This is a genomic window from Sinobaca sp. H24 (assembly GCF_023845525.1).
In genome coordinates, this window is the sequence record NZ_JALBWT010000001.1 from 219,901 (window position 1) to 244,506 (window position 24,606).

The following is a 24,606-nucleotide window of genomic DNA, read 5'->3' on the forward strand; positions in this document are numbered from 1 at the left end:
AAAAAAGTTCCATGGAGAAAATTCTCCACAGAACGTTTATTTGTGATCCACAAGATGTTTATCGTGTTCCAGGTCAGCCGCTTCCCACTTCTCAGCCCAGGCATAAATTTCTTTAATAACCGGTTCAATGCCCCTGCCTTTCTCAGTTAACTCATATTCCACACGCGGCGGAATTTCCGGATAGATCCTGCGGGTTACCATGTTAGCCGCTTCCAGATCCTTTAGACGCTCGGATAATAACCTGCCGCTGATTGCCATGTCTGCCTCCAGCTCCGTAAAGCGGCGCGGCCCATTAAGCAGCTTATACATGACAAGAACGACCCATTTTTTGCCGAGCAGGTCCATCGCGTTCGTAATCATGCATTTATCGGTTGTGCATTTATCTGATTGTGCCATGATAATTCCTCACTTCTTTGCGTTTTCTATATTATATCACAACGCAAATGTCAACTGTAAGGGTTCAAAGCACTCTATTTTCTAAATCAGAAAAAAATACGTATTTTTATTACTTATTTACCGAAAGACGATAAAAACTTTACCCGGTCTCCCATTGGCGGTACCTGCTCATCAACCAGTTCTATTTCCAGCAGGGATGGCCCGTCTGCTTCAAGAAACGGCTTTTGTATCAGCTCATCGAGTTCTTCAAGGTTTGATGCTTTAAAAGCAGGAATTCCCATTGCTTCCACCATCGCTTTAATAGAAACCGGCTTCTGGCTGAAACGTTTATGAACCCGCTTATATTGAAGGCTGTGCCCGTGATGAACCATTCCCAGCCGGGCGTTGTTGATAACAATAAACACGACAGGCAGATTGTACTCTTTGGCTGTAAGTATTTCCATTCCGTGCATGAAAAAACATCCGTCTCCGGTGATGCAGGCGCTGGGCTTTTCCGGCTGTGCTATTTTTGCACCAATGGCTCCTCCAATTGCGCTTCCCATCGCTCCAAAATGCACATTTATATCAAACGTATCTCTCTCGAGCACTTTCATATGGTGGACAACGTAGGACATAAATTCCCCTATATCAACCACATATCTCGTATCAGCCGGAAGAAGAGCCTGTACCTTATGAAGTACCGTCTGTGTATTAAACTCCTCCTGCTTTAACTCCGGTTCCTCTTTGTTTTCCTGAAGAAGAGACTTTGTTTTCAGCAGAGGCTGAAGCTGACGAAGAAATAAAGCAAGATCGCTATGCACACGGAGATCGACAGGGTATTTCCGGTCGAATACACCTGTGTCATGATCTACTTGAATCACATAACGACCCGTTGATATACATGGATTCCAGTTATTGGTTGCCGTTTCTCCCAGGCTTGAACCGAGTACTAGAATGGTCTGATAGACCGGATCATTCATAATCTCAGAAGCCTCTTCCACTCCGGCAAATCCAAAAATCCCCTTCATTGCCGGATGGGAATCAGGAATAATTCCCTTCGCCTGAGGGCTTGTCACAATAGGCCACTGGAGCTTTTCTGCTAATGCCTCCACCTCGTCTGCGGACTGACGGATACCCTGCCCGGCAAAAATAATACCTTTTTCACAGGAGTTAAGCTGAGCTGCTGCTTGTTGAACAATTTCCATGTCTGGTGTGCGTCTCTCTCTTGAAGGAAAAGGCAGCAGTGCCCCCTGTTCTACGGAGGTGAGCTGCAGATCGATAGGAAGCGCAACATGAACCGGTCCCGGGGTCCCCTCCAGAGCAATAGCCGCAGCCTTTTCTATTTCCGGCATGAACGCTTCTGCCGTTGGAATTGTGACGCTGTATTTTGTCAGGCTTTCATAAGCATCCGATACATTCAGCTCCTGGGAGGCATTCAAGCCTCTGGAGGCTACTGGTACTGCTCCTGTTAAAAATAGAACCGGGAGCTGTTCTCTCATCGCATTGGCTGCTCCAGTGATAAAGTTTGTCGCTCCCGGGCCGCTGCTTCCAACACAAACACTTAAAGACTGGGAATATTTGGCGTACGCGCATGCCATGTAGCCTGCTGCTCCTTCATGCTTCGTAATAACAGGCTCTATACCAGGCTCTTCATATAACTCATCGAAGAAAGCGTTAACTGATCCGGCAGGAATGCCAAAACGTATTCAATTCCGCCGGATTTTAAATAATCCACTAAGTGGCGTGCAGTTTTCATTCAACAGATCTCCTTTTTATATCGACTGGTCCATACGTAGTGAAAATATCTTCTGCTGCCATAGGTTTAGAAAATAAATAACCCTGTCCGTAAAGACAATCCTGCTCAAGAAGGACCTCCACCTGCTTTTCTGTTTCAATTCCTTCAGCCATTACTTTTAATTCAAGGTTATGAGCCATCGCAATAATTGATTTCGTAATCGCTGCACTTTTCGTATCTTTATTCATGCTGTCAATAAAGGAACGGTCTATTTTTAAAAGACTTACAGGAAAATCTTTTAAATAGCGGAGAGAAGAGTATCCGGTTCCAAAATCATCAATAGCCAGATCAAGCCCCATACTGCGCAGAACTTCCATTTTTCCGGCATTTTTTTCATTATTGTGCATTAATAAATTTTCCGTCAGTTCGAGCTCTACCTGACCTGGATCAATTTCTTCCTCTGCCAGAATCAACTGGACGTTTTCAATAAATGAGGAGTGGCTGAAATGACGAGGAGAGATGTTAACAGCAATCGTCACCGGCTTCATACCGGAAGCCATCCATTCCTTCATCTGCCGGCAGGCCTTACGAAGCACCCATTCACCAATTGGAATAATAAGACCTGTTTCTTCTGCTAGAGAAATAAACGAATCTGGACTCAACCTTCCATAGGAAGGATGATCCCATCTAATTAGTGCTTCAATTCCTACAAGCTCTTTTGTCTTCATATTGAACTGCGGCTGGTAGTAAAGATCCATTTCCTCATATTCCAATGCTTTAAATAAAGCCGTTTCCAGCTTCATCCGCTCCATCATTTCTGTTTCCATCTCAGGGTGGTAGAACTGAAACTGATTTCCGCCGGCCTCTTTGCAGCGGTACATTGCTGTATCAGCATGCTTTAGAAGCCCTTCTACATTATCACTGTCAAATGGATATAAACTGATACCCATGCTTACCGTAATAAAATGATCTATTTCGTTTATCGTAATTGGATGTTGAAAAGCTTCTACAATCGAATTAGCTTTGCACTGAACTTCTTTAATATTATTTTTTCCAAGAAGAAGGACTGTAAATTCGTCCCCTCCCTGCCGTGAGAGCGTATCAGAAGTTCCCATTACCTCTCGAAGCCTGTGGGCCACCTGCTTTAACAGCAGATCTCCATGTTCATGGCCCATAGAATCATTTACGTTTTTGAAACGGTCTACGTCCAGGAATAGGATAGCAAGCTGCTCTTTATTATCTTCTGCATATCCAAGCGCCTGCTGGACACGGTCTTTAAACAGCACCCGGTTTGCAAGTCCGGTAAGACTGTCATAATAAGCGTGGTATCTTATTTTCTGCTCCATTTCCTTTCGCTGCGTCACATCACGAAGCGTAATAACGTAACCTTTTATTTCATTCATGTCCAGAATCGGCGAAAGCACATATTCTCCGGAAACAGCGTGCCATCCTCCCGTTTGAAAAATTCAGCGGAAAGCTTAGGTTTCTCATCAAACACGCTGCTTTCCGGATTGCTTTCCATAATCGGAGTGGAGAATACGTCGTGAATATGGCGTGTTTCTACAAAAGTATCCTCTTGATATCCCAGCATATGAAGGGCAGCCGGATTGCAGAATGTCACATATCCTTTCGTATCAATACCAAATATCCCTTCCCCTGCTGCATCAAGGATCATTGCTTTCTCTTTACTAAGACGCTCCAATTCCTTAACATTTTCCGCCTGCTCTTCGTTCTTTTTCAAAAGGGCGGAGGTCCGGTCCTTAATAATCAGCTCCTGCTTATCCATATAAATTAAAGTGGACAGGACCGGGGCGACAGCGTCAACAATAGATCTGGCTTTCGTCTGCTGTGTTTCTGTAAAGTACGGGTCCCCTCCATGAAATTGAGGCACCGCAACAACACCTAGTACGTCTCCTATTGAAACAAGCGGAATCATGAGAAGGCTGCGGATATTAAATTCTTTGATTGCTTCTTTGTGTGTTCTTGGATCTTCTTCTGCCTGCTGCAGATAAACAGACTGTCTATTCTCCATCACGTATTGATACAGCGGATCTTCACCGTGTGTTAAATTCACTTTTTGATGGGTTTCTTTCCATGCTTTTTCAGACCACTCGCTTTTATGATTTAAACTTCTTGGTTTAACATAGCGGCTCATGGAAGCTTCCACAAAGTGCATACCTGCATTCTTGTTGCACAGCACTTTCTCGAGATAGGAAAAACAGGTTTCAATAGCCTGCTCGACCGTTTGATTCATCGATAAAGCTTTTGTAACATCCAGTATTAATTCATTTTCTGCGATAAGCGATTCTTTTCGTTTTAACTCATTTGCGTTTCGAATGGCTACAGCTGTCATATTAATATAGGCCTCTACTGCTTCGATTTCATTCCGGCTCAATTCCATTGGCATATTGTAGTTAAATAGAAACACCAGCCCGTAAATTTCATTATCAAAAACGATAGGAGAAGCAAGCAGAGAACGAATCTTAAAGTCATCAACCGCTGCTGCGTCGGGCCTTTCATCTGTAGTAATGCTCGGAATATAAATCGTTTCTTTTGTTTCAATAATCTGCCGGGCCAGCATGTCTGTTTCCGGATCTATGACATGCATATCCAGCGTTTTTCCATTTATAAATTCAGGTTTTCCTGCAAATCCTTTGTATGTGCCGTCTCCCTGAGGAAGATAAATACCGACTGAATCACAGAGGACCACTTCTTCAGAGATTGCCTCTACTACATGATTCAGCATATCCTTCAGCTCCAGCCTTGAATTAATAAGCCGGGTTACTTCTGCCAGCCTGGTATATCGGTCCTGCTGCTCCATGTCTGTCCCCCCAGTTAAATGAATATCCACAGCCGGATGATCCGGCATGTATATGTATTTACAAAGAAAATATTTCGTTATACTTAATATATATCTATTTCTATAATCGGGCACGTATTTTTTTAATCATGTTAAAAAACCACTATAATGAATGGACTGTTTTGACACAGCAGCGCTCCCGGTTATCTGCTTTTTGCTTTCTGCAAAAATGATTAGTTAAAAGAATTTTCAATAAATTTCACTGTGAGTGTAATTTCAAAAGCCGTCTTTGTCTATTATATCATTTTTAGGAATTTTATTTATACGTTTAATGAAGAACCCGGCTGATAATCCAGTGTCACAAAGCATCCGGTAAAGAATAAGGGCTTCAGCTGCAGGGATGCCGAACGATTTACGCTGCTTCCATAGACTCTTCCAGTACTCTTGAATAAATGTTTTTTTCTTCTATTATATTCTATACATGATAAGCGAAAATTATATGCTATTATGGATTATGACCTTATACACACATACTATTTAAAAGGAGGCCTACCATGGCAAATTGGTTAACAATGGATACCCCTTTGGGAGATGCAGTGTCCTTTACAAATGACCTGCTTTGGACCTACGTACTTATTGCAATGCTGTTGATTCTTGGAGTTTTCTTTACTGTTCGAACAGGCTTTGTTCAGTTCTCATTACTTGGTGAAATGGTGACTCAGCTTTTTAAAGGCACAAATCGTCAAGGATTTAAAGACAAAAAAGGTACTACCCCGTTTCAGGCTTTTGCTATCAGTACCGCTGCAAGAGTTGGTACCGGAAACCTGGCCGGTGTCGCTATTGCTATCACTGTAGGCGGACCGGGTGCTATATTCTGGATGTGGATTATCGCCCTATTAGGTGCTGCTACCGGATTTGTAGAAAGCACCCTGGCGCAGATCTATAAAGTGAAGGATAAAGACGGCTTCCGCGGCGGTCCTGCCTACTACATGGAAAAAGCACTTGGAGCCAGATGGATGGGCATTCTTTTCGCTATATTGATCACACTCTGTTTTGGACTGATCTTTAACGCTGTTCAATCTAATACAATTGCTGCAGCTTTCAGCGGTTCTTACAATATTGATCCCATTTATATCGGTATCGCTATCGCAATTCTTATTGGTATTGTGGTATTCGGCGGCATACGCAGAATTGCTGTTGTAGCAGAAGTTATTGTTCCTGTCTTTGCTCTGCTTTACATATTTGCCGCTCTTATTATAATGATCATCAACATTACAGAAGTTCCTGGTGTTATTGCTCTGATTGTCGGCAATGCGTTTGGCCTGCAGGAAGTCGTAGGCGGCGGGGTGGCCGCAGCCTTGATGAATGGTATTCAGCGCGGATTGTTCTCAAACGAAGCCGGTATGGGAAGCGCGCCGAACGCGGCGGCTACAGCCTATGTCACCCACCCGGTTAAACAAGGTCTCGTACAGGCACTTGGCGTGTTTACAGATACCCTTATTATCTGTAGTGCGACAGCCTTTGTTATTATCCTTGCCGATGTTCATACCGTTGGAGAAATGGAAGGCATTCAGCTGACACAAATGGCGTTTGACACGCATTTTGGAGCCTGGGCTCAGACCTTCGTTTCTCTCGCCATTTTCTTCTTTGCTTTCAGCTCTCTGCTTGGTAACTATTACTACGGGGAAGCAAACATTGAATTTATTACGGAAAACAGATTATACGTTCAAATATTCCGTATCGCTTTTCTTGCTATGGTGCTTATCGGATCCATGCTTTCACTGGACTTGATCTGGAACCTGGCTGATGTATTTATGGGCACAATGGCTGTAGTAAACTTAATAGCAATCACGCTGCTTACCAAGACAGCGGTGGCTGCACTAAATGACTACAGACGACAGAAAAAATCGGGACAGGATCCTGTTTTTTACAAAAATACTATTCCAGGATTAAAGAATATAGAATCGTGGGATGATGAAGAAGACACCAAAAAATAAGCATAAAAGCCGGCAGGACAGTCCCTGCCGGCTTTTTTTATAACAATTAATATTTTTCAAATGGGTTACAACCTTAGTATTTGGGGTATCTAGTAAGCAATGCACGATGTTAATAAGAAAGGAGGAATAAACGATGACTGTTATTTTACGCTTTTTATTATTTCTATTTGCCCTATTAAACCTGGCACTGGCAGGACTTGTTATCGCAGGACTATTCCAATGGCAGCCTGCCCTGCAGACCATAGAAACTTACTTTCTTCAGGCCGCCTATATGTCACAGAGCTGGTGGATTGGTTTAATCGTTGTATGCGCATGGGCCCTTATATGCTTACTATTTCTTATCCCCGCATTAAAGCCAAAGAAAAAACCAAAAAAAGTAAAGTATATTAACACTACTTCTTCTCACGGCAGTGTTCAGGTACCTATGGAGACTGTAGAAGATATCGCGCATAGAAGCGCTGCTACGAAACCGGGTGTAAGACATGTAGACGTGTCATGTTCCCGTGCCGGAGAAAATGTAGTCACGCTGAATGTAACCGTTAGAGCTAATGAGCGCGCGGACGAATCCTACCTATCACAGGAAGTAGAAGAATCCATTCGTCATGATGTAGAGAACTATGCGGAAGTAACCATTAAAAATCTGAATCTTAAAGTAGAAGGCGCAGAAGCTTCTTCGCAGCGTTCCAAACAAAAAGTACAATAGCAGGATATTAAGCAGAAAAACGAGGTGATACTATGGAACACAATCCTTATCAGGGACGTATTCATCCAGAAGGTGCAGAAGCAAACGTCACTCCTGCTGAATATAACCGGGAAGCTATTGAAAAGACAGCCGCTTCCGTTACAAAGAATGTGCAGGGTATCGTTGGAATGAGCGGTAATGTCGCTGATCGTATGACAGAAAGACTTGGCAGTAACAATCCTCGTAAAGGCGTTCAGGCTTTTATAGATGAGCAGACTCTTTCTATTGAGCTGACTGTTACGGCACGCTACGGAGAAAACCTTCAATCTCTTCAGCAGCGTGTAAAAGCAGCGGTAACCGAAGCACTTCAGCCTATGACAGGCCTGACTATTACAAGCGTAAAGCTTCTTGTTGAGAACATTGAAAAAATCCTCAGGAAGAATCCATCGCTTAATCAAATAAAAAGCATGCAGAGCTGCCGGACAGTTTTCTGCATGCTTTTTTTATTATTTTTTCAGTACGTCATGGTCCACGTAGCGCTCTCCGTTCATCTCACTGATAATATTAACAGCAGTTCTTGCACCGTCACCGGAAGTAATGATCGTATGCACACTTGTACCGGCAATTGTACCGGCTGCCCATACATTCTTCATCGATGTCCGGCCATCAGCATCTGCTTTTATGATTTTCTTAATGCGGGGCTCTCTGCCTTCTTCCATTTCAATACCTGCCGCTTCCGGCAGCTGGGGATTGTTTCCGGTTGTTAACAGGACATGCTCTGCTTCATAATCTCCGTCGTCCAAATATATTTTTATTCGATCATTTTCCAGTCTTTCCATTTTGATTACTGTTGCCGTAACACGCTCTGCCCCATGTTTTTCCGCCTGTTTTTTTCCTGTTTCCAGCAGATCCGGTCCCTCTATTTCCGGTACCCCGTAATGATTTTCCACCCAAGCCGCTTTTGTCATACTTTGTTCATTATCAATTACCAGCGTATGTTTTCCAGCTTTAGCCGCGAATATGGCAGCACTTGCACCGGCCGGACCTGCTCCAATTACAATCAAATCATACATAAGTATCTCCCCTTATCTCTTTTTATCTTCTATTTCCGAATTCCTGCTCATGTAAACTAAACGCCCTTCTTTCAAAATAAGAATAGACAGCATCTGTAAAATCTTATATAATCCAATAAAACCTATTCATTTACTAGGCATTACATTATTCGAAAAGAGGATTGCACCATGAGTCTGGACGCTGTCATTGTAATCTGCACTATTATTATTATGCTTATTTGTTTAATGAAAGAAGTGGCCCGGCCTGACTTTATTGTTTTCTGCGCCCTTGCTTTTCTCATGTTCACAGGTATCTTAGCTCCTGCGGATGCACTCATCGGGTTTTCTAACGAAGGGATGCTCACTGTCGGGCTTTTATTTATAGTGGCAGGCGCGGTTCAGCAGAGTGGTGTTTTGAACCAGCTTGTTTATCGGGCATTAGGAAAAAAAGAAGGATCCAGTGCTATGATCCCGCGTATGATGCTTCCGGTTTCCGGCCTATCTGCTTTTCTTAATAACACCCCTATCGTCGTCATGTTCACTCCTGTCATCAAGGATTGGTGCAAAAAGCACAATGTCGCTCCATCGAAATTTCTTATTCCTTTATCGTATGCTGCTATTTTTGGCGGCACCCTTACATTAATCGGCACCTCTACGAACTTAATTATCCATGGTCTGATGCTTGACCAGGATATGGCAGGGTTTTCTATGTTTCAGCTGACCGCTGTCAGTCTTCCTGCCTGTATTATCGGGATTATTTACTTAAGCACGGTAGGATATAAACTTCTGCCTGTACGGAAGAGCTCAGAAGAGTCTTTTACGGAACACGCTAAAGAATATCTGGCCCAGAGCCGTATTACCGAATCGTCGCCTTTAATTGGCAAAACGATTGAAGAAGCAGGCCTCCGTAACTTAAAAGGATTATATTTAATTGAAGTCATCAGCGGGACCGAGCGGGTTGCCCCGGTGCCCTCCTATTATCAACTAAAAGAAAGAGACCGTTTGATTTTTACCGGGCTTTTATCAACGATTGTGGAGCTTCATCAGGTAAAAGGCCTTCGTGTAGAAACCGGTACGGATATAGAGCTTGATGAATTGAGCAATGGCCGGGCGGTACTGAATGAAGTCGTTATTCCATCCCAGTCTCCGCTTGCTTACTCTACGTTGAAGGAAAATCAATTCCGCTCTCGTTTTCAGGCCGGCGTAGTCGCTGTTCACCGGGCCCAGGCGCGCATTCAGAATAAAGTAGGCGACATCGTATTAAAACCTGGAGACACGCTGCTTCTGCTGAGCGACCGTGAATTTGCGGAAAAGCATAAAGAATCCAAACTGTTTTATTTCATGAATACAACCGCTCAGCAGGAACTTGTTCCTCAAAAAAAATCACTTATTGCCTTGTTCACGCTTATCGGTATGATTCTTCTCGCTTCTACAAACGTGCTGTCAATGTTTATGTCTGCCATGCTTGCGGTTATTGTACTGATATTAACAAGAACCATCACGCTGGAAGGCGCAAAGAATTACGTGCACTTTAACGTGTTGATTCTCATTGCCTGTTCTATCGGTATAGGTGCCGCCCTTCAGCAGACCGGGGCTGCCGAATTTATCGCCACCTACCTCGTTTCATGGACAGCTGGCGTAGGTATTATCGGTACAATTGCAGCTGTCTATATTCTTACAAACATATTTACGGAAGTTATTACGAATAATGCAGCTGCTGTGCTTATGTTTCCAATTGCTTTTGCATCAGCCGGCCAGGTCGGCATCGACCCAATGGGGCTATTTGTTACGATTGCTATTGCGGCATCTGCAAGCTTTATCACCCCTATCGGCTATCAGACCAATTTAATTGTATATGGACCCGGCGGCTATAAATTTACCGATTATATAAAAGTCGGCCTTCCTCTCACTATTATGTACATGGTTGTTACCGTAACAATGGTTCATCTGTTATGGGTATAAAAAAGAGCAGCTCTCCTCGAAGAGAGCTGCTTTTCTTATTTTTCATCAATTTCAATTGGAGCTGTGGTCCGTTTCATAAATAAAGATAAGACAAACGCTACAATCGCGAAGATCAGACCGACTGTAAAGGCTCCCTGTACCCCAGAGGTAAGAGCTTCCTGCTGGGCGGCAGCTGATTCCGGATCAACCGCACTTTGAAGATAGCCGGTTTCAGCTGCAGTCATAATTCCGATAAACAGCGCTACTCCAATCGCTCCTGCTACCTGCTGAAGCGTATTAAGAATAGCCGTTCCGTGCGGGTAGTATTTACGCGGCAGCTGATTTAATCCATTTGTCTGGCCCGGCATCATTACTAATGAAATACCCAGCATCAGCATTGAATGGAACACCACAAACTGCCAGGTAGCGGTCTCTGTTGTGACGTTGGTGAAAAGCCACATCGTCACAACCAGCAGTGCTGTGCCTGGAATAACCAAGGCTCTGGGACCGTATCTGTCGAATAGTCTGCCGGCAATCGGCGACATGGCTCCGTTCAGAAGACCTCCAGGCAACAGGGCCAGACCGGCGGCAAAAGCCGTTAAAGCAAGACCTCCCTGAAGAAAGAGCGGCAGAATGATCATCGTCGAAAACATGGTCATCATCATAATAATAAGCAGAACCGTTGTTAATGAAAACATCGGTGATTTAAATGCTCTCATATCAAGCATTGGTTCTTTTAGACGAAGCTGCCGCCAGACGAATAAACCAAGGGAGGTAAATCCAGCAATGATCGTCAAATACACTCCCGGATCGGCCCATCCCCCTTCTCCTTCGCCTGCATTACTAAATCCAAATACCAATCCGCCAAAACCAATAGTCGATAACACGATAGAGATCACGTCTACTTTCGGCTTTGTAATGTCTGATACATTTCTTAAATAAATCATTCCGAAGATAATGGAAAATAAAGCAAAAGGAATGATTAAAAAGAACAGCCAGCGCCAGTTAAGCGACTCTACAATGACCCCGGATAACGTTGGTCCAATTGCCGGAGCAAACATAATAACAAGTCCCATCATTCCCATGGCCCCTCCGCGTTTTTCAGGCGGATACAGCACAAGAATAGTATTCATTAATACGGGTAGTAGCAGGCCTGTCCCGCCTGCCTGAATAATTCTTCCAACCAGCAGGATCGGGAAGTTCGGAGCCAATCCGCTTAACAGCGTGCCGATTGTAAATAACGCCATAGCCCCCAGAAACATCTGCCTTGTGGTAAACCATTGAATCAGCAGAGCGGATACAGGCACAAGAATACCAACTACAAGCATAAAGCCTGTCGAAAGCCACTGTACTGTAGCCGCTGTAACTTGAAGCTGAGCCATTAAGTCCGTATACGCCACATTTAAGAGCGTTTCGTTCAAAATAGCAATGAAGGCACCTATGATTAAGGAAATCATTATAGGAGCTCGTTTAATTCCGCTTGTATCTACTGCTTTAGATTTTGTCGTTCCTGCTGCCACATCCATGCTTTCACCTCTTATACTATTTACCTAGCTATCTAATTTTTCAAAGCATAGAACAGCTTATCCTATATCCTATTTTTTCTCAATAGAAAAAGCTCCAAATATAAAAAAATCTTCCGATTCCCGGAAGATTTTTATAAATATTCAAGTAAAGCAGTAGCGATCGAAAAATAAATGCTCAGGCCGACAATATCATTCATTGTTGTAATGAAAGGTCCGGAGGCTACAGCGGGGTCAATCCTAAGCTTATCAATAATAATGGGAAACACTGCTCCAATAAGCGCTGCAGCGCTGAGTGACAGAAGCAGGGATATCGCTACAATAAAAGCGAGTACAATATTTCCATACAGCAGAGTAACTAGAGCAAGCAGGACTACCGAACAGGCTGCACCCATTAATATTCCGGTTCCAAGCTCTCTTCTCAGCATCAGAAACAGTCCCTTTTTTTCCAGAGCCCCTGTAGCCAGATTTCGTACGACAACGGCCAGCGACTGCGTCCCTGCATTCCCGGCCGCTCCCATGATTAAAGGAATAAACACGGACAGGACGACAATGGCTTCCAGCGTTTCTTCATATTGGTTGATCAAATTCGCTGTAATTAATCCAAGAAACATCAGCAGTACAATCCAGGGTGCTCTTTTAACTGCTGCCTGAAAAGGATTCAAGCTCGGGTCCGTCGACCCTTTGGAGGCAGATATTTCTTCAATATCCTCTGTTACTTCTTCTTCAAGAACGTCCATTGCATCATCAAATGTAATAATGCCGACAAGTTTATTATCCTTTGTTACAACAGGTGCTGCCAGCAGATCATAGTCTTTAATAATCTGGGCCGCTTCTTCCTGATCCAAATACTCATCGACCGAAATAACCTGCGTATTCATCACGTCTTTAACGATTCGATCAGCGTCACTGACAATAATATCTCGAAGAGAAACAACCCCGACCAGTTCCCCGTTTACTCCTACTACATAAAGATAATAAACGGACTCTGCTTCATTGCCGGCTTTTCGTAGATAAGCCATAACTCCGTCAATACGCTGATCTTCAAATATTTCCAGAAACTCTTTCGTCATTACGGCACCGGCTGTTTTTTCCGGATAGGACATAATCTCCCGTACCTCAAGGGCTTCGGTCTGGTCCATCATTTCCAAAAGAGCTTCTTTGCGTTCCGCCTGGGGGATTTTCCCTATAAAATCCGCCACATCATCGGCGTACATTTCGTTCAATACGGCCGCTAAGCGCTCATCATCCATCTCTATAGAAGTAAAAAACTGATCTTCATATTCCATCAGCTGAAATACTGCGGCAAGCTCTTCTGCTGCCAGGTATGCATACAGCTGCTTTCGTTCTTCTTTTTCCAGTTCGAACAATACCTGCATCTGATCGTTTGGGTGAAGGTCCAGAAAGGGCTCGCGGAATTTTTCTATGCTGCCTTCTTTTAATAGACTTCTAATTTCCAGAACATTCATTTCTACTGGAGTATTGTTGTTGTAATCCACGTCTGCCCACCTCCTCATGCTTCTCTTAGTTTATACCCCTTGAGGAAGCATGAAAAGCCCCGCCTTTTATATTTTTTTAAATTAGGAAACTTGTTTTATGCTGCCACATCTCGTTTCGAGAAAACGAAAAAGGTAATAAAGGTGAAAATGGCAAAGTATACGACCAGCACAACGATTGAAAACGGCAGCGTCATTCCATCAACGAGAGGGCTCCCCGTTCCAAAATACATCCGCAGATCTGTATTCGCAAATAGTATATATTTAGCCCAGTTGTACTGGCTTAGAAATGTCACCACGTTGGTTCCTGCAAACATAAGGAAAATAGTCAGTCCTATTGCAATAGAGCTGTTGCGGAACACAGCTGCAATCATAAATGCAAAAATAGTCATCATTACCAGATTCACCATTGCCAGCCCGTACCCAGCCCAAACACTTGCTGCCATGCTTTGTTCAACTACGTTTCCACCATCCAGATACAGCGTCGTTAACTGCAGGGATTGGAAACCAAAGAAGATTCCACCGGAAAGGTAAGCCGTAACAAACAGCAGAGCCAGAAGTCCGGCTGCATACAATAAGCTGACGACAAGCTTTGACAAAAGAATCATCCATCGTTTAACCGGTCGGATCAGCAGCAGTTTAATAGTACCATTGGAAAATTCACCAGCTACGCTCGATGCTGCTGCAATGACGGTAAACAACGTAACAAACATCGTTAAAATGGAAACAAAATCAACAAACCCCCACTGCGTTGCATCGTTAATAGGAGGAATATCATTATCAAGGCGGTATGTGTTTAATGTTAACTCTTCCTGTACAAAAGATGCTTCAGGGTTATCAGCCAGAAATTCCTGGTCTTCTTCCACCTGCTGTTCCAGGTCTGCTCTCCAATTATCTGCCGGCGGGTCTACGTTTAAAAACGTGATAAGGGCGCCGCCTATAACAACAGCAGCTAAAATACCTGCCATTACCCAGGTTCCTGTTCTGCTGAAAAGCTTCATCAGTTCATTTTTTACTAAAGCAGCAAACTTAGACAATGCCTTCCCCTCCAGTCACCTTTAAGAATTTATCCTCAAGCGTTCCGCCGTTTAACGAAGCTTCGTAAATATTAATGCCTGCTCCGGCAAGCTCTGTAATCAGTTCAGGCACTTTATCCGGTGCGGTCTGAAGCTGAATGGTCTTTCCTTTCGTAATCATCGTTTGTTTAGGGAAATGAGCCTTGAGAATTTTCTGGGCTTCCCGTACCGGATCCACCGTGAGATGCAGCGTCTTCTCCTCGATTCCTCCAACAAAGTCATGAACGTTCTGCACATCAATGAGCTTCCCTTTTTGTATAATGCCGATACGGTCACACATCAGCTCCATTTCTGAAAGCAGGTGGCTTGATACAAATACTGCCATGCCTTCCTTTTCCGCCAGGTAGCGCAGATGGCGTCTCATTTCACGTATCCCTGCTGGATCCAGTCCATTTGTCGGCTCATCCAGTATCAGCAGCTTCGGCTTATGAAGCAGGGCCTGAGCGAGTCCCAGACGCTGTCTCATACCTAGAGAATAACGCCTTACTTTCTGGCCGCTGGATTCACGCATACCGACAATATCCAGAACCTGATCGATTCTTCCTTTGGAAGTAATGCCGTTCATCCGGGCATAATGAACAAGATTTTGATATCCGCTCATATAGCCGTACATTTCCGGGTTTTCGACAATACCTCCGACATGCTCCATTGCCTGAACAAACTGTTTTCCTACGCTGAAGCCGTTAATCTGAACATCGCCTTTAGATGCTTTCATTAAGCCAAGCATCATCCGGATTGTCGTTGTTTTACCGGCACCATTCGGTCCCAGAAAACCAAACACCTCTCCTCCGTAAATATCTACGGTAATATCATCCACTACATTCTGACGTCCCAGCGTTTTTGTCAGTCCTTCTATTTTCACGATTGGTTTGTCACTCATAAGCGGCCTCCCTGTTCTCGTAATATGATTTCATCCATTCGACTGTACTGAGCCCATGTTTCAATCGTATGTCTTCCGTATACTCCCATGCCAGCATTTGTCCGTCTTTCATCAGCATCACCTGATCAAGAAGCGGCTCTATTTCCCCAAGCTCATGCGTCGTTAGCAGCACAGTCTGCCTTTCTACATCAATATAGGAAATCAGCCCTTTAACAATAGATTCTTTCACCATAGGGTCAAGGCCGGAAAGAGGCTCATCCATTAAAATGACAGAAGCTTCTCTGGATAGAGCGAGCATTATTTTAACCCTTCCCCTGCTTCCCTTCGAGAGCGATTTAATCCGGCTCGACTTGTCAATATTCATAAATGCCATCATGTCATCCGCTTTTTTTCGATTAAAATCCGGAAACTGCGAAGCGTAAAAATCAATCATTTCTTTAACGGTATAAAAGGAATAATAACTCTCCGTTTCTGATAAATAAGCGATATCGGAAGCACTTCGCCGTGATACGTTTGCTCCATTGACCCGAATGCTTCCCTTATCAGGCCGTGCCAGGCCGGCAAGCAATTTCAGAAGTGTTGATTTACCGCTGCCGTTTGCTCCAATGATACCAACAATGCCCGATCCTTCCGGCAGAGTAAAGTCAATATGATCAGCCGCTTTTTTCCGGCGGTAGCTTTTACACACACCATGCACTTCAATCATTTTCTTCCTCCTTTAAATAGCGCTCCACTCCGGAAAGAATGTCTTCGGTGGAAAAGCCCATCTCTTTCATTTCCTTTGTAAACTGGCTGATCTGCTCCTGTTTTAGATTTTCACGGAGCTCAAGAAGCACTTCTTTGTTTTCCGTTACAAACGTACCCTGTCCTCTTTTCGTTTCCACGACACCGTCTCTCTCCATTTCATTGTATGTTCTGGATACGGTATTGGGGTTCACGCCAAATTGAACGGCCGTGTCTCTTACAGATGGAAGCTTTTCCCCCGGCTTCCATTCTTCTCTTAATATTCTCCAGTAAATCTGTGTGGCCAGCTGTCTGTAAATGGGCTTTGATGCATCAAAGGATGCCGGCATGCTCTACACCTCCACTCTTTTTTCAAGCAGAAATGAAGCAATAACCAGCACAAGCAATGCTTCAAAGAGTCCATACACAAATGTACCAGCATAAAAGCTGTAGGGAGCCTGGGCAGTGATTTGTGCCAGCACTCCTGTCTGAAACTGAACAGAAACCTCTCCCCATGCTGTTAATGTTTCATACACAGCTGAGTTCGAAAATTCTGTATAAATCCAGCTTCCGGCACCAACCAGTACAAAAACAATCAAGACTGCCGGCCAATTCCCCACGTAGGGCTTGATAAGTAAATACAGACTGTAAAATAACACAACAAACATACCAATCATTAAGGAGAAAAATAGTATAGTCAGAACGCCCAGCAGGCAGGCTGTAAGCAGCTCACCTACAGAAGGAAATATAACCTGTCTTTCGGCTGCAAACAGGAAAAACGTTAAAAATAATATTCCATTAACCAGTAATGTGACAGCTCCGTATAGTACCGCGCTCGCTATCTTGGCCGATAAAAGCTTCATGATACTCTGCGGTGTATGAAGCCATAATTCCAGGTGCCTGTTTTCCCTGTAAAAACTGATAATAAAAAAAACAGGAATATATGCAAACTGTGACAAAACTCCGGCTCCTAATAAAAGAGCAGAAGCTTGAAGTGGATCTGTACCACGCACTAGAGGCACAATAATTGCAAGGCTCAATACCAGTGCAATCAGTAAAAGGCCCGATATAAATATAGGCTTCATTAAGCGCAGCTCTTTTTTCCATAACCCTATCCAGCTTTTCATCATTTCTCTCCTTTGCATTAGTGTTCTAGTTAAATAGTACACCGGTACATTGAAGGTGTCAACAATAAAAAAATACCCCCAGGTAACAGAGGTATTTTCACTTTATGGAAATAAATTACATATAATCCCATTATAAAGGAATAAAAAAGGTATTTCAATCGGTTTCGTAAACAACTCCAAGCTGCTTTCTTACTTCATCTATAACAGCTAACACATCCCGGGACTGCTGAAGCGTCACCTGCCGATCACCGTCAAATCTAATCAGCTTTATAAATTCTTCTATCTCATAGCTCATGGCCTGTCGGCCGGAAGGCATGGAGAGCTTCTCTTCTTCTCCATTACGGGGCAGAAAAAGCGACCTCTTCCGGAGTATTTACATTATCTATCCGCAGCACACCCTCTTCTCCCTGGATTTCGCTGGCGAGCGACGACCCCATAATTTTGGAATACGAAATAATTACTTCAAATCCGTCGTACTGCATGAGAACGCATGCCTGGCCGTCTACTCCCGTTTCTAGCTTATGCCCCATCGCCATGATGCGCGAAGGACGTCCGAACCAGGCAACAGCCGGATGAAAAAGATACACACCCAGATCCATACTTGAGCCGTTGGAGAGCTCCGGCTTAAAGGCATTCAGGACAGTTCCTTCCTTATAGGCATCATACCGGCTTGAATACTGGCAGTACTGCAGGTATACACGTCGAATAGGACCGGCTTTTTCGAGGTGGCTCGTAATTTCTTGAAAGGCCGGTGTATACATGTTTTTAATACCTTCCATTAATACCACCTGCATGTGTTCTGCTTTCTGAATAAGAGTTTCTGCTTCTTTTTCGTTGGAGCATAACGGCTTTTCGCAGATAACGTGTTTTCCTTTGTCCATCGCTGCCAGCGCCTGTTCGGCGTGATACCGGTTGGGGCTCGCAATGTATACAGCCTCTACTTCCGAATCGTTGAGCATCGCTTCCAGGCTGTCATAGGCCCGGGCTGCACCATTTTTGGAAGCAAACGCCTCTGCCTTGGTTATATCTCTGGAAAAAACGGCTTCCAGCTCAAAGCCTTCCACTTCTTGCCTGCTTCAATAAATGCTTCTGTAATCCAGTTTGTTCCAATCGTTGCTATTTTCACCGTTGCCTCTCCTCCTTTTTTCTATCATAGCATGAGCACGCGTCACATATGAGGTAACATCAAAAAGCCCTCTCCCTAAAAATGGGAAAGGGCTTTTTGCTTCATTAAAGAGAATCGAAGTCATTATCCGAATCTACTAAATTGTAGTCCGTTACTGTTGTTTCGAAAAATCGGCTTTTCCGGTCGTATTGTCATTATAAACAGAAACCCAGCGCATCGGATTTTTGTTATAGCCTTCAAATACCGGATCAAAACCAAGCTCTTTAATTCGCTTGTTTGCCATAAATTTAATATAGCTCTCCAATTCATTGGCATTAATACCGTCTATCTTATTGCCGATCACATAGTTGCCCCATTTGATTTCAAGCTCTGCTGCTTCAATAAATGTTTCTTTTACAAAATCAGCGAACCCTTCTGTATTCAGCTCAGGATTTTTCCTGCAGCGTTTCTTTCAAAATATGGACAAACAAGTTGACGTGAATCTGCTCATCCCGGTTAATGAAGTTAATCATTTTCGAGGTTCCGAGCATTTTCTCATTTCTTGCCAAATTGTAGAAAAAGGCAAACCGGAGGAGTAAAAAATAACCCTTCCAGAATAACGTCATATACAATCGCACGGACAAAGTTTTCCTGGGTTGGATTTTCCGTAAAATCGGTATATCCATCTGCAATAAACTTGTTACGCTCCAATAATACTTCGTCGGTTTCCAGTACTCAAACACTTTTTCCTGTGTGTCGCCGTCCGTCACGCTCGAAAGAACGTACGTATATGACTCATTGTGCACTACTTCCTGAAAGGCCAGGACGGACATAAGCGCTGACAGGCTGGAATCAGTCAGGTATTCGGACACTTTTTGAAGAGAAATCTGTCTGCACACTGTCCAGGAAAGCAAGCAGCCCGATAATTTTATTAAATGCTTCTCTTTCATCATCACTAAGCTGTTTTGTACTGGTTGCGGTCATTGATTAAGCTTACTTCATCTGGAATCCAGAAATTGCGAAGCATATTCTTATACATAGGGTAGGCCCATTTGCGTGCGGTCTGATCCCAGTTTAGTATATTCGAGCTTTCACCGTTGATAATACCGGTGGATTTATTTGGAGCCGATGTGTCATACAGCTTACGTTTTTGTAAAGTAGCCATTTTATATGCCTCCTCTTTTCTTTCCTCTTAGCTCGAGCAGCTTTCGCAGTCCTCTATTACCGTTGAAGTGGAACGAGTATAATACGTTGTTTTAAGTCCTGCTGACCAAGCTTGAAGGTGCATATCCAGAAATTCTTTTGCTTTAATATCCCGTGGAATATACAGGTTAAAACTGACAGCCTGATCAATATGCTTCTGGCGTGCTGCATTTTGGCGGATACTCCAGGACTGGTCAATATTAAACGCCGACTTATAATACCAGATCGTTTTAGAGCTGATGTCAGGAGCCGTAGCCGGGGACCGGTAGCCTTTTTTTCTCCTCCACGTATTCCTGGCGGTAAATAGGGTCAATACTTGCAGTAGACCCTGCAATGAGTGATGTCGTGGCATTCGGTGCGACAGCCATCAGGTAGCCGTTACGGATTCCGTTTTTCTGAATACGTGTACGGAGCTCATTCCATTCTTTCGAATCATATTTTCTTTCCAGATACGCGCCGCTTTCCCATTCGCTTCCTTCAAATAATGGGTATGCCCCTTTTTCTTCGGCAATACGACAGCTGGCTTCAAGCGTCAAATAGCTGATTTTCTCGTATAATTCATCTGCGAAAGCTACAGCTGTTTCTGATTCCCAGCGGATGCCTTTCAAGGCAAGCAGATGATGCCAGCCGAATGTTCCGAGTCCAATGCCTCTATAACGCTTATTCGTCAGCTGGGCCTGCAGCACTTCAATATTGTTTAAGTCAATGACGTTATCGAGCATGCGTACCTGGATAGGGATCAATCGTTCCAGCACATCTTCTGTCACTGCTCTTGCAAGAGAAATAGAAGAAAGGTTGCATACTACCATATCTCCTGGTGTTTTTTCGGTAATGATCGTGCCTTCCGGCGTGAGCTTTTCTTCTTTAATAACCGTCGCGCTCATGTTCTGCATGATTTCTGTACAAAGGTTTGAGCTGTATATCATGCCTTCATGCTTGTTAGGATTCTCACGGTTCACCGTATCACGGTAGAACATGTAAGGTGTTCCTGTCTGAAGCTGTGATTTCATCACGCGTTTCATAATTTCAATAGCCGGAATACGCTCTCTTGAAATATCAGGGTGGTCCATACACTGCTGATACTTTTCGCGGAACGACCCTTTGCCTTCTTTTTCATCATAAAAGTCTTCAAGAGACCAGCCCATTACTTTTTCCACTTCATGAGGATCAAACAGATACCAGTCTTCGCGGCTTTCTACCTTTTCCATGAACAGATCAGGAAGGCAGACTCCTGTGAATATATCGTGAGTACGCATCCGCTCGTCTCCTGAGCTTCACATCAAGGAATTCAAGAATATCTTTATGCCATACGTCCAGGTAAACAGCAAATGCGCCCTGGCGCTGGCCGAGCTGGTCTACGGAAACAGCTGTATTATTCAACTGTTTCATCCAGCCCATAATCCCGCCGGCGACACCTTTATATCCTTTAATATCAGAACCGCGGCTGCGCAGCTTCCCGAAATAGATTCCTACGCCTCCACCATTTTTAGAAAGGTTGGCCACATCTGTATTGGAGTCAAAAATACTGCGCAGGCTGTCGTCTACTGTATCAATAAAGCAGGAGCTCAGCTGACCGACATTTTTCCCTGCATTAGCAAGCGTTGGTGTAGCAACAGTCATATAAAGATTAGACAGCGCCCAGTAAGCTTCTTTTACCATATGAAGACGATTATCCTTTGGCTCTTCAATCATCAGCTTCATTGCAATTACCATGAAGCGCTCCTGAGGCAGCTCATAAACGTTTTTACTTTTGTCGCTTGCCAGGTACTTATGGGCAAGAGTCAGCACACCGACATATGTGAACAGTTCATCTCGTTCCGGCTTAATCGCCTGCTCGAGTTCGATGATTTCTTCTTTGGAATAATCGCGTAAAAGCGTACTATCGTATACTCCTTTGCTTCCAAGTGTCTTTAACAGGCCGTAAAGCGAACCGTATTTATCTTCTGCGTCATACGCCCTGTTTTTGGCAGCTTCTTTATACAGCTTCTTTAGATAAATTCGTGCAGCTACATAAGTCCACTGCGGACCGTTTCTGTCGATTCTCTCGGAAGCCTGCAGTGTAAGAAGCTGGGTAATCTGATCAGCTGAATAGCTGTCTTTATAAGACACGTTGGAAACAACGGCTTCTCTTCTTTATCCAAATCTGGAAATCCATCTGTCACTTCGTCTATATAGGCTTCCAGTCTTTGCTTTTCAAAAGCCAGGGTGCGGCTGCCGTTATCTTTAAATATTACTGTCATTCTACACTCTCCTTAGTTCACTTCCTGCGTCCATCTTCCCGGACGAGGCGGGCGGCTTCTGTCATATTCTTTAATGCATCTACTGTTTCCGGAATGTCTCTTGTTTTAGTCCGCAGTCTGGATTAATCCAGAAAAGGGATGGCGGCAGTACCTGCAGGGCGCGGTCAATCATCTGCAGCATCTCCTTGGTGTCCGGTACTCTTGGGGCTGTGGATATCATAAACCCCGAGGCCGATACCTTTGTCATAAACCGCCGTCTCAAATGCCTCAATAAGTTCGCCGTGGCTTCTTGATGTTTCGATGGAAATAACATCTGCATCCATAGCGCGTATCGATTCAATCATATCCTGGAATTCGCTGTAGCACATGTGCGTATGAATCTGTGTTGTGTTTTTAACGTTGGATGTAGCCAGACGGAAGGCACGAACGGCCCAGTCAAGATAGTCTTCGTGCTCGCTGTGTTTCAGCGGCAGGCCTTCACGGATAGCAGGCTCATCTACTTGAATCATTTCAATGCCGGCTTTCTCAAGAGCCTCTACTTCTTTGCTCAGCGCTGCGGCGATCTGATTTGTCACGTCGCGTTCTTCCATATCATCTCGGACAAAAGACCATTGCAGGATAGTGACCGGTCCGGTAAGCATGCCTTTCATCGGTTTGTCCGTCAGAGACTGCGCGTACTCGGATTCTTTCACTGTCATCGGCTCTGTCCATTCTACATCTCCATAAATAACAGGAGGCTTTACGCAGCGGGATCCATAGGACTGTACCCAGCCATAGGCGGTAAAGGCAAAGCCTTCCAGTTTCTCCCCGAAGAATTCAACCATATCATTGCGCTCAAACTCTCCGTGCACGTAAACATCCAGGCCAATGTCTTCTTGAATGTGCACCCATTCTTTAATCTTATCGTTAATAAATGTATCGTATTCTTCTTTTGAGATCGTTCCTTTTTTCACGCTCTCTGGCTACACGAACTTCTTTCGTCTGCGGAAAGCTGCCTATTGTAGTAGTAGGAAACAGCGGAAGCTGCCATTTTTCCTGCTGGACGGCGCGGCGCTCGCTGAAAGCTGCCGGCCTTGAGGAAGGAATGCTCTCTGTAACAGATTCAGGCGCTTTTGTTCTCCACTCCGATTCTGCCAAAGCTTTAACGGCACGATTGCTTTTCTGAAGAACTTCCGTGTTCCCCTCACTTAATGCCGTGCGTAAATCTTTAATTTCGTCCAGCTTTTCGTTCGCAAAAGAAAGAGCTTCCTGTAATACAGGGTTAAGCTTCGTTTCATTCTGAACGGTAACTGGAACGTGCTGCAGGCTGCAGGACGGCTGAATCCAAATCCGGTCTGATGACACGGCTTTTTGTATGGTTTGGATATCTACGCTCTTTTTTTATACCGTCGCTTTTCCAAATGTTTCTTCCATCAATAATGCCGGCTCCAATTATTTTATCTTCAAATCCATGAGTACGGAGAGACTCCGTATTCTTTTCCTTACCATGCACAAAATCAAGTCCTATACCGGCGACAGGGAGGGCAGTGATCTTCTCGTAATGGTCCACACCTTCGAAATATGTCTGCAGCATAATAGAAATTCCCGGTACTTCGTCTGCAAAAAAGACGATAGGCCTTCTCCAGGTGGAGAATATCTTGCTCCGGAAAGGAAGCTACCAGCGAAGGCTCATCCATTTGAACCCATTGCACGCCTTCCTGCTTCAGTTCCTGAAGAACCTGTACATATAAAGGAAGAAGCTGATCAAGCAGCTTTCCGAAATCTGCCTCATCATATCCTTTCGCTAGCTTTAAAAAGGTAATAGGGCCGATAATAACCGGCTTTCCTTCTATTCCAAGCTCCTGCTTTGCCTGGCGATACGCTTCAAGCGGTATATTTTTTGTCAGACGGGGCACCGCATGTTCCATTTCCGGCACAATATAGTGGTAATTCGTGTTAAACCATTTGGTCATTTCAGAAGCCTGAGCATGTTCTGACCCTCTTGCCATAGCAAAATAGGCACTATCAGGTATTTCGTTGCTGAACGATCCAAATCGTTCCGGCACGATATTAAACATAACCGACATATCAAGCATCTGGTCATAATAAGTAAAGTCATTTACGGGAATCCAATCAATTCCACGCTGCTGCTGTTTAGCAAGAGACTCCAGGCGGAGCTTTTTCATTTCCGCTTTCCATTCTTCGTGCGTTATGTTCTTTTTCCAAAATGATTCCAGTGCTTTTTTCCATTCTCTGTTCTCTCCAAGCCTCGGATAGCCGAGGCTGCTTGTTGTCCATGTGCTCATTTGTACAATATCCTCCCTTTTTTACTAGTCCTAAAGCGTTTCTAATACGCCCATGTCATAAAAAAGGAGTATTTCTGCTCTGCACTAAGGGAGAGTGCATAAAGAAATACCCCCGGGTCGTATATGACACGCTCAGGAACACCCGTCCTATCTCCCGTAGGTAAAAATCGGTGTTGGTAAAATAGGCAGGTCTCCTGGCTCCAGCGTCATCATCACAGCAGGCCTTCCCGGGGCATCAGCTCCCAGTGGCACATAATAACTATGACTCCTCTGTTACAGTGGCGGGACCGCGACGGCTTTGCACCGTTCTTCCCTTTTCAGTCTGATATTGAAAATCAGAGCACCTATTTCCACTAATATGGTTTT

Annotated in this window: 20 protein-coding genes, 3 pseudogenes and 1 riboswitch; of the genes and pseudogenes, 4 read left to right on the top strand and 19 right to left on the bottom strand. The window is 44.1% G+C overall.

Annotated features, from left to right (window positions below):
• Positions 1–36: 36 nt before the first annotated feature.
• The 4 genes from MMY81_RS01280 to MMY81_RS01295 all read right to left on the bottom strand — a co-directional run bounded on the left by MMY81_RS01280 (position 37) and on the right by MMY81_RS01295 (position 4,931).
• Positions 37–396: a winged helix-turn-helix transcriptional regulator gene (locus MMY81_RS01280; protein WP_252311313.1), complete on the bottom strand. Its 360-nt coding sequence runs from the start codon at positions 394–396 to the stop codon at positions 37–39.
• A gap of 113 nt (positions 397–509) precedes the next feature.
• Entirely contained in the window at positions 510–2,015 is a 1,506-nt protein-coding gene (locus tag MMY81_RS01285; protein WP_308215193.1) for a thiamine pyrophosphate-binding protein, read from the bottom strand.
• 112 nt (positions 2,016–2,127) lie between these two features.
• Complete coding sequence (locus MMY81_RS01290) at positions 2,128–3,513, bottom strand: putative bifunctional diguanylate cyclase/phosphodiesterase (protein ID WP_252311314.1); 1,386 nt, start codon at positions 3,511–3,513, stop codon at positions 2,128–2,130.
• Complete coding sequence (locus MMY81_RS01295) at positions 3,510–4,931, bottom strand: GAF domain-containing protein (RefSeq protein ID WP_252311315.1); 1,422 nt, start codon at positions 4,929–4,931, stop codon at positions 3,510–3,512. The genes MMY81_RS01290 and MMY81_RS01295 overlap by 4 nt, the downstream gene beginning before the upstream one ends.
• Positions 4,932–5,464: 533 nt before the next feature.
• Here MMY81_RS01295 and MMY81_RS01300 point away from each other — a divergent pair.
• The 3 genes and pseudogenes from MMY81_RS01300 to MMY81_RS34810 form a co-directional block, all read left to right on the top strand.
• A complete protein-coding gene (locus tag MMY81_RS01300) occupies positions 5,465–6,907 on the top strand; it encodes an alanine/glycine:cation symporter family protein (protein WP_374560987.1) in 1,443 nt (480 codons plus the stop codon).
• A gap of 133 nt (positions 6,908–7,040) precedes the next feature.
• Complete coding sequence (gene amaP / locus MMY81_RS01305; RefSeq protein WP_252311316.1) at positions 7,041–7,610, top strand: alkaline shock response membrane anchor protein AmaP; 570 nt, start codon at positions 7,041–7,043, stop codon at positions 7,608–7,610.
• Between the two features lie 32 nt (positions 7,611–7,642).
• Positions 7,643–7,999, top strand: a pseudogene (locus MMY81_RS34810) (Asp23/Gls24 family envelope stress response protein); the annotation flags it as partial.
• Between the two features lie 96 nt (positions 8,000–8,095).
• On the opposite strand, the gene MMY81_RS01310 reads toward MMY81_RS34810, so the two are convergent.
• Complete coding sequence (locus MMY81_RS01310) at positions 8,096–8,662, bottom strand: FAD-dependent oxidoreductase (RefSeq protein WP_252311317.1); 567 nt, start codon at positions 8,660–8,662, stop codon at positions 8,096–8,098.
• Positions 8,663–8,830: 168 nt separating this feature from the next.
• On the opposite strand from MMY81_RS01310, the gene MMY81_RS01315 reads away from it, so the two are divergent.
• Entirely contained in the window at positions 8,831–10,603 is a 1,773-nt protein-coding gene (locus MMY81_RS01315) for an SLC13 family permease (protein ID WP_252311318.1), read from the top strand.
• A 35-nt stretch (positions 10,604–10,638) separates the two neighbouring features.
• Here the strand turns inward: MMY81_RS01315 and MMY81_RS01320 are convergent, their stop codons facing one another.
• From MMY81_RS01320 to metE, 14 genes and pseudogenes are all read right to left on the bottom strand, one after another.
• Positions 10,639–12,108 (bottom strand): MDR family MFS transporter, encoded by a 1,470-nt coding sequence (locus MMY81_RS01320; RefSeq protein WP_252311319.1) that lies wholly within the window; start codon positions 12,106–12,108, stop codon positions 10,639–10,641.
• A 131-nt stretch (positions 12,109–12,239) separates the two neighbouring features.
• Positions 12,240–13,604, bottom strand: coding sequence for a magnesium transporter (gene mgtE / locus MMY81_RS01325; RefSeq protein WP_252311320.1), 1,365 nt, complete (start codon positions 13,602–13,604; stop codon positions 12,240–12,242).
• 95 nt (positions 13,605–13,699) lie between these two features.
• Positions 13,700–14,638: an ABC transporter permease gene (locus MMY81_RS01330; RefSeq protein ID WP_252311321.1), complete on the bottom strand. Its 939-nt coding sequence runs from the start codon at positions 14,636–14,638 to the stop codon at positions 13,700–13,702.
• Positions 14,631–15,557, bottom strand: coding sequence for an ABC transporter ATP-binding protein (locus tag MMY81_RS01335; protein WP_252311322.1), 927 nt, complete (start codon positions 15,555–15,557; stop codon positions 14,631–14,633). The genes MMY81_RS01330 and MMY81_RS01335 overlap by 8 nt, the downstream gene beginning before the upstream one ends.
• Complete coding sequence (locus MMY81_RS01340; protein WP_252311323.1) at positions 15,550–16,263, bottom strand: ABC transporter ATP-binding protein; 714 nt, start codon at positions 16,261–16,263, stop codon at positions 15,550–15,552. The genes MMY81_RS01335 and MMY81_RS01340 overlap by 8 nt, the downstream gene beginning before the upstream one ends.
• Positions 16,256–16,630, bottom strand: a complete 375-nt coding sequence (locus tag MMY81_RS01345; RefSeq protein ID WP_252311324.1) for a GntR family transcriptional regulator — start codon at positions 16,628–16,630, stop codon at positions 16,256–16,258. The genes MMY81_RS01340 and MMY81_RS01345 overlap by 8 nt, the downstream gene beginning before the upstream one ends.
• 3 nt (positions 16,631–16,633) lie before the next feature.
• On the bottom strand, positions 16,634–17,407 hold the full coding sequence (locus MMY81_RS01350) for a hypothetical protein (protein ID WP_252311325.1): 774 nt from the start codon (positions 17,405–17,407) through the stop codon (positions 16,634–16,636).
• Positions 17,408–17,561: 154 nt separating this feature from the next.
• Complete coding sequence (locus tag MMY81_RS01355) at positions 17,562–17,723, bottom strand: hypothetical protein (RefSeq protein ID WP_252311326.1); 162 nt, start codon at positions 17,721–17,723, stop codon at positions 17,562–17,564.
• A gap of 22 nt (positions 17,724–17,745) precedes the next feature.
• Positions 17,746–18,471, bottom strand: coding sequence for a Gfo/Idh/MocA family protein (locus tag MMY81_RS01360; protein WP_252311327.1), 726 nt, complete (start codon positions 18,469–18,471; stop codon positions 17,746–17,748).
• A gap of 213 nt (positions 18,472–18,684) precedes the next feature.
• Complete coding sequence (locus MMY81_RS01365; protein ID WP_253075796.1) at positions 18,685–18,957, bottom strand: ribonucleotide-diphosphate reductase subunit beta; 273 nt, start codon at positions 18,955–18,957, stop codon at positions 18,685–18,687.
• A 1-nt stretch (position 18,958) separates the two neighbouring features.
• Complete coding sequence (locus MMY81_RS01370; protein WP_252311328.1) at positions 18,959–19,465, bottom strand: ribonucleotide-diphosphate reductase subunit beta; 507 nt, start codon at positions 19,463–19,465, stop codon at positions 18,959–18,961.
• Positions 19,466–19,467: 2 nt separating this feature from the next.
• Positions 19,468–19,677, bottom strand: coding sequence for a hypothetical protein (locus MMY81_RS01375; RefSeq protein WP_252311329.1), 210 nt, complete (start codon positions 19,675–19,677; stop codon positions 19,468–19,470).
• 27 nt (positions 19,678–19,704) lie between these two features.
• Positions 19,705–21,955: pseudogene (locus MMY81_RS01380) on the bottom strand (ribonucleoside-diphosphate reductase subunit alpha).
• Between the two features lie 17 nt (positions 21,956–21,972).
• Positions 21,973–24,240, bottom strand: a pseudogene (gene metE, locus MMY81_RS01385) (5-methyltetrahydropteroyltriglutamate--homocysteine S-methyltransferase).
• 167 nt (positions 24,241–24,407) lie between these two features.
• Positions 24,408–24,603: riboswitch (cobalamin riboswitch) on the bottom strand.
• Positions 24,604–24,606: the final 3 nt, after the last annotated feature.